Consider the following 4,929-nt stretch of genomic DNA (forward strand, 5'->3'; position numbering starts at 1 on the left):
GCTTCAAAGCAACGGGTCCTGACAAACCGGTTACGATAGCTTGCCTTGCCGTCTTGAAAACTAATCTGATGGATCATCCCGTCGCCATCAAAGGGATGATGACGCCCCAGTGGCTGGTGGACCTGATTCTCGGTATTTCGCAAATATAGCCCATCGATATCGTCGGGAATGACGCCTTCGATAACCTCCAGATCGATTGCATCGACCTCCTCCATCAACGGCGTCCAGGCGCCGGTGAGATAGGGGTGGTTGCTGGGTTGCAAAGTCGATTTAATCGGAGGCAACTTGTCTACTTTCATCATCATTCCCGTTCATCACATTTATGTTTTTGGCAGCGATAATAGCGCAATTGTTCGACATTGACTGAACTGAGTATTTTGCTTGACTCGATCAACCGAATATCGCACGCATCACTTTTATAACAATACCTACTGGAGGATTTGATGAAGTTTCGCAAGATATTTTTGCCGGTTTTGATTGGATTGTCACCACTGGTCGTGTCGCCCGCCATCGCTGCGGACGCCAAGGCTCCAGCAGCTACCCATGAAGAGATAGACGAGGATCAAACCACCATGCAACAGGACCCCAAAATCGCCGTCGTACAGGAAATGATTACCGCCTGGAACGAGCGGCAATGGAGTAAGATAGGCGATTTGTTCACCGAAGACGGGGTGCTTCATTCAATGATGCTCGATCCGATTGTCGGACGTGAAGCGATTCGTGCGCGTATCATCGGGCTCGGAGAAGGCATTGAGGAAATCACCCTGCATATCCACAATATTGGTCGCATCGGCGATGTCGTTGTGATCGAACGGACCGACGAGTTCACCTACAAGGGCCACAAGGGCAAAGTTCCGGTTGTAGGCGTCTTGGAAGTAGAAGGCGACAAAGTAAGCGTGTGGCGGGAATATTATGATCGTGCCGAACTGATCGAAGCACTGGGGTTGACCGCCGATTTTGATCCGGCCGCGTGAGTGACGCAGAGCAGCTCGCTCCCATTGCGACGATAGCGACTGGTACCGCCGGGATAGGTGAGGAAGAAGCTCCCTATCCCGGCGCGGTTCTGTCCTGGGGTATCGTTGCGGCGCTTTTCGTAGCCTATATTTTCTCGTTTATCGATCGGATGCTGATCGGTCTTCTGGTCGAGCCGATCAAGAAAGACTTGCTGCTAACAGACACCCAGATCAGCCTGTTGCAAGGCCTTGCCTTCGCATTATTCTATACTGTCGCCGGCATACCGATCGGTCGCTGGATTGACCGCGCGCCGAGGATGCGGGTCGTCGCTATTGGCATCACAATATGGAGCGGCATGACTGCCCTGTGCGCTACCGTCACCAATTTCTCGCAATTTTTCCTGGCCCGCATGGGCGTCGGCGTTGGCGAGGCAGTCCTCTCACCGGCCGCCTATTCCATTATCTCGGACAGCTTCCCAAAGAACCGCCTCGGCCTCGCCATGGGTGTCTATGGTCTGGGCTCGGCGATCGGCGCCGGCATGGCCTTTATGATTGGCGCGGTGGTCATTGCCGCAGTCGCCAACGCGGAAACGATTACGGTTCCGCTGCTCGGTGTCATCAAGGGTTGGCAAGTCGCGTTTCTTGTGGCCGGCTTGCCCGGCGTGCTTATCGCCGTCACCTTCCTGCTGCTGCCCGAACCTGTACGACGCATCACCAGAGGGGAAGAGCATCTGACCGGCCAGGTGCCGATGTCAGCGGTCACCGATCATCTGAAAGAGAATGGAGTCTTTTTCTGGAGCATTTTTCTTGCCGTTGGCATGGTCAATCTCTCCGTTCTCGGTTCGATATCCTGGTTACCGGTGATGATGGTACGCTCCTTCGGGATGGAGCTTGCGAACGCTGGCTGGCTGTCGGGTTCACTGCTGATCATCGGCGGCCTGCTTGGCATGGTTGGTGGCGGCGCCCTAATGGATCGACTGGGCGGCGGATCACCCCAATCCCGCCTCAGATTCTGTGCGTGGGCAACGGTGGTTGGCATATTCGGGGCGGTTTCTTTTCCATTGCTCGAAAATACGATCCTGATGTCTATCGCATTTGTGCTGTTCTTTACCGCTGCTGCAGTAGCGGTTGGCGCTGCGCCATCGGTCATCCAGCAACTGGCACCGAATAGAATGCGCGCGACCATTTCTGCTGCCTATGTTTTTGTAAGCAACATCATCGGGCTGGGTGCGGGACCGACACTCACAGCGGTAATCGGTGACAATTTCTTCCCGTTCGAATCAGGCATCAGATATGCCATCGCGATCGTTGCGCCGTTCGGTTATGTCGTCGGTGCCATATTGTTCTTTATCGCGGCCAAGCATGTTAAGTCACATAAAAGCTAAACCATAGCGCCTGCGCGAATAGGGAGACACAGATCGATGAGTCTGCATGGACAAGCGACCATCATTGCGCCTATAACAAATTATGGAAAAGAAACTTATCCGGTCCTGTTCGATATGGCGCGCCCTGGAGGTGGTTGGCGACGTACCTATTCTTCTGATTTTGGAAGTCAGTTGGCTAGGCGGAAAACGATTTGACGAATTTCGGCGCCGTACAGGTCTGCTAAAAGCGCTTCTTTCCGATCGTCTCAGTCGACTGGTCAAGGCTGGCTTGATGGAAAAGAAACTCTATTGCGAAAGCCCGCCACGCTACGAATATCTCATGACCCAAAAGGGCCGGGATCTTTATTGGACCTCACTGATGCTGCTCCGCTGGGAAAAGAAGTGGCAGGTCAAGGACAAGATCAACGTCGAATTGACACACCGGACCTGCGGCAAAATGTTCGATCCCATTCCGGCTTGCGGCTATTGCAGTGAAGAAATCAATCCGACTCGCGTGGAGTGGCGCGAGGGGCCAGGCCTTGGCTGGATGAAACCGTTATACAGCCGGCGCCGGAAAACCCGGGAAAGCACAGGCGATACAACATCCCTGATGGATCAGGCGGCCCAGATCATGGGCGACCGTTGGGGCAGCCTGATCATGCGCTCCATCTATACAGATGTGAACCGTTTTGACGATATTCGAGCCGATACAGCAATCGCCACAAATATATTAACCGAACGCCTGACCTGGCTCACCGATATCGGGATGATACGACAGCGGCAATATAACAGCAATCCGCCGCGTTATGAATATCGCCTGCGTCGCAAGGGGGTGGATTATTACCACGCTCTGCTGATGCTGATGCAATGGGGTGACAAATATTTCGTGGCACCCGAAGGCCCGCCATTGTTGCTGACCCACAAAGAATGCGGTCACGATCTCAACCCGCAAGTTGTCTGTTCGGAATGCAGGGAACCGATATCTTTTCATGATGTCAGTTACCGGATCATTGAGCGCCGTCCGATGTCGGAAGATGATTCAAACACGGCGCCGTTATCAGAAGCGGCCCTGTAAAAACCCATCAAAAATCCAAATATAAACTTTCATTAGCATACCTTCTCGGCTAATCCGGTAAAAATGCCGGAGAGGGTCTATGGAAAAGCAGCGTGCAGCGTTGGTAACAGGAGCAGGCAAAGGGCTGGGTGCGGCCTTTGCTCGTGGTCTGGCGGCTGATGGCTGTGCGGTAATGGTCAATAACCGCAGCCATGACGGACAACCCAGTTCCGCCAAACATGTCTCTGATACACTGATTGCAGAAGGCTTTACCGCCAGCCATGATGACCATGCGGTCGACGGCGAGGGCGCGGCCGACGCCATCATCGGCCATGCGATCGAAACATCGGGCGGGCTGGATGTCCTCGTCCTGAACGCCGGGATCACGGGGCCTGCGGCAAAAGTCGGTGCGTTGACAGACGCGGATATTCGCGCGGTGATGGAGATCAACTTTCACGCCAACACCGCGCTGATCGACGCCGCCCTGCCCTATTTAATGGCTTCCGCCGCCGGTCGTATCTTGTTCATAGCCTCTTCCGCAGGCCTCTATGGCGTGCGGGGCCGCGCTTCCTATGCAGCATCAAAGGGTGCATTGATCGCTTATGCCCGAACACTCGCCGATGAATTGGCACGGTCTTCGGTACGGGTTAATATTCTGGCCCCTTATGCCGCGACCAATATGACCGCCGGACAAGGAGAAACACTCAACCAGTCGCTCCACCCTGACAACGCGGCGGCAGCGGCCGTCTGGCTTACCCGTCCGGTATGCCAGCGCACAGGCGAGATTTGGCTTGCAGGCGCTGATTATTTTGGCCGTGCGGCGGCCATGGAAAGCTTGGGTGGTGGGACCCCCGGTGCCACGGCTGACTGGTTTGGCGAGAATGTAAAGCAACTATCAGCAATGGAAAATGGCCGGGAGCATTCCGGAGCCGAGGCGGCCTTCGCCGATTTTTTCCAACGCGCGCAAAATATTCCAACAGAATAAGAGGAGAGACATCAGAATGGCACGGCCAAAATCCATAGAAGAATTATTTGACCGCGAGGAGATTTACGACATATTGGTCAACTATGCCCGCGGAGCCGATCGCGGTGATGCGGAGCTCATTGCTGCGGCCTATCACGACGACGCGATAGAGGATCATGGTGGGACCTTTCATGGACCAGCGAGCGAATATGTGGCGATGATCCGTAAAATTTTACCGACCGCGCCGCGCATGTCGCACATCGTTACCAACATCAATATCGAGCTCGACGGTGACAAAGCCTATACCGAATGCTATTTTTTGACCTTCTCTCGCCGGGATCAGGTCGAAAATCCTTATGACAGCCTGACTATGGCCCGGGTCATTGACCGGTTTGAACGGCGGAACGGCGCATGGAAGATCGCACACCGCCGCCTCGCATGGGACTGGAACCACGAAATGCCGCTGCTGGAAAGCTGGGGTCGTGGCGGAATCGCACCCGACCCGTCTAAACTGACCAGAGGCGCAAAAAAACCCGATGATATTTTATATGGCGATTGGCTGCGCGGAAGCGGCCCAGTGGTCTAAAAAGGAGA

Annotated in this window: 6 protein-coding genes; 5 read left to right on the forward strand and 1 reads right to left on the reverse strand. The window is 54.5% G+C overall.

Annotated elements, in window-relative coordinates:
• On the reverse strand, window positions 1-299 hold a 299-nt coding region (locus ACESNI_RS15805), incomplete at its 3' end, for a carotenoid oxygenase family protein (protein WP_373088737.1).
• Between the two features lie 144 nt (window positions 300-443).
• Here ACESNI_RS15805 and ACESNI_RS15810 point away from each other — a divergent pair.
• From ACESNI_RS15810 to ACESNI_RS15830, 5 genes are all read left to right on the forward strand, one after another.
• The gene (locus ACESNI_RS15810; RefSeq protein ID WP_373088726.1) at window positions 444-974 is read left to right on the forward strand and encodes a nuclear transport factor 2 family protein; all 531 of its coding nucleotides are present in this window, start codon (window positions 444-446) and stop codon (window positions 972-974) included.
• Entirely contained in the window at window positions 971-2,338 is a 1,368-nt protein-coding gene (locus ACESNI_RS15815; RefSeq protein ID WP_373088728.1) for an MFS transporter, read from the forward strand. Before ACESNI_RS15810 ends, ACESNI_RS15815 begins: the two co-directional genes overlap by 4 nt.
• Before the next feature lie 82 nt (window positions 2,339-2,420).
• Complete coding sequence (locus ACESNI_RS15820; RefSeq protein WP_373088730.1) at window positions 2,421-3,392, forward strand: winged helix-turn-helix transcriptional regulator; 972 nt, start codon at window positions 2,421-2,423, stop codon at window positions 3,390-3,392.
• A gap of 79 nt (window positions 3,393-3,471) precedes the next feature.
• Window positions 3,472-4,356 (forward strand): SDR family NAD(P)-dependent oxidoreductase, encoded by an 885-nt coding sequence (locus ACESNI_RS15825; protein ID WP_373088733.1) that lies wholly within the window; start codon window positions 3,472-3,474, stop codon window positions 4,354-4,356.
• 16 nt (window positions 4,357-4,372) lie between these two features.
• A complete protein-coding gene (locus ACESNI_RS15830) occupies window positions 4,373-4,921 on the forward strand; it encodes a nuclear transport factor 2 family protein (protein WP_373088735.1) in 549 nt (182 codons plus the stop codon).
• The last annotated feature ends 8 nt before the right edge of the window (window positions 4,922-4,929 follow it).

The sequence above is a fragment of the Sneathiella sp. genome (genome assembly GCF_041689005.1).
Classification (GTDB): Bacteria; Pseudomonadota; Alphaproteobacteria; order Sneathiellales; family Sneathiellaceae; genus Sneathiella.

Bases quoted from the DNA above. Each gene is read 5' to 3' on its own strand.
- ACESNI_RS15810 (WP_373088726.1), top strand. From the start codon at position 444: ATGAAGTTTCGCAAGATATTTTTGCCGGTTTTGATTGGATTGTCACCA.
- ACESNI_RS15820 (WP_373088730.1), top strand. From the start codon at position 2,421: ATGGAAAAGAAACTTATCCGGTCCTGTTCGATATGGCGCGCCCTGGAG.
- ACESNI_RS15825 (WP_373088733.1), top strand. From the start codon at position 3,472: ATGGAAAAGCAGCGTGCAGCGTTGGTAACAGGAGCAGGCAAAGGGCTG.
- ACESNI_RS15830 (WP_373088735.1), top strand. From the start codon at position 4,373: ATGGCACGGCCAAAATCCATAGAAGAATTATTTGACCGCGAGGAGATT.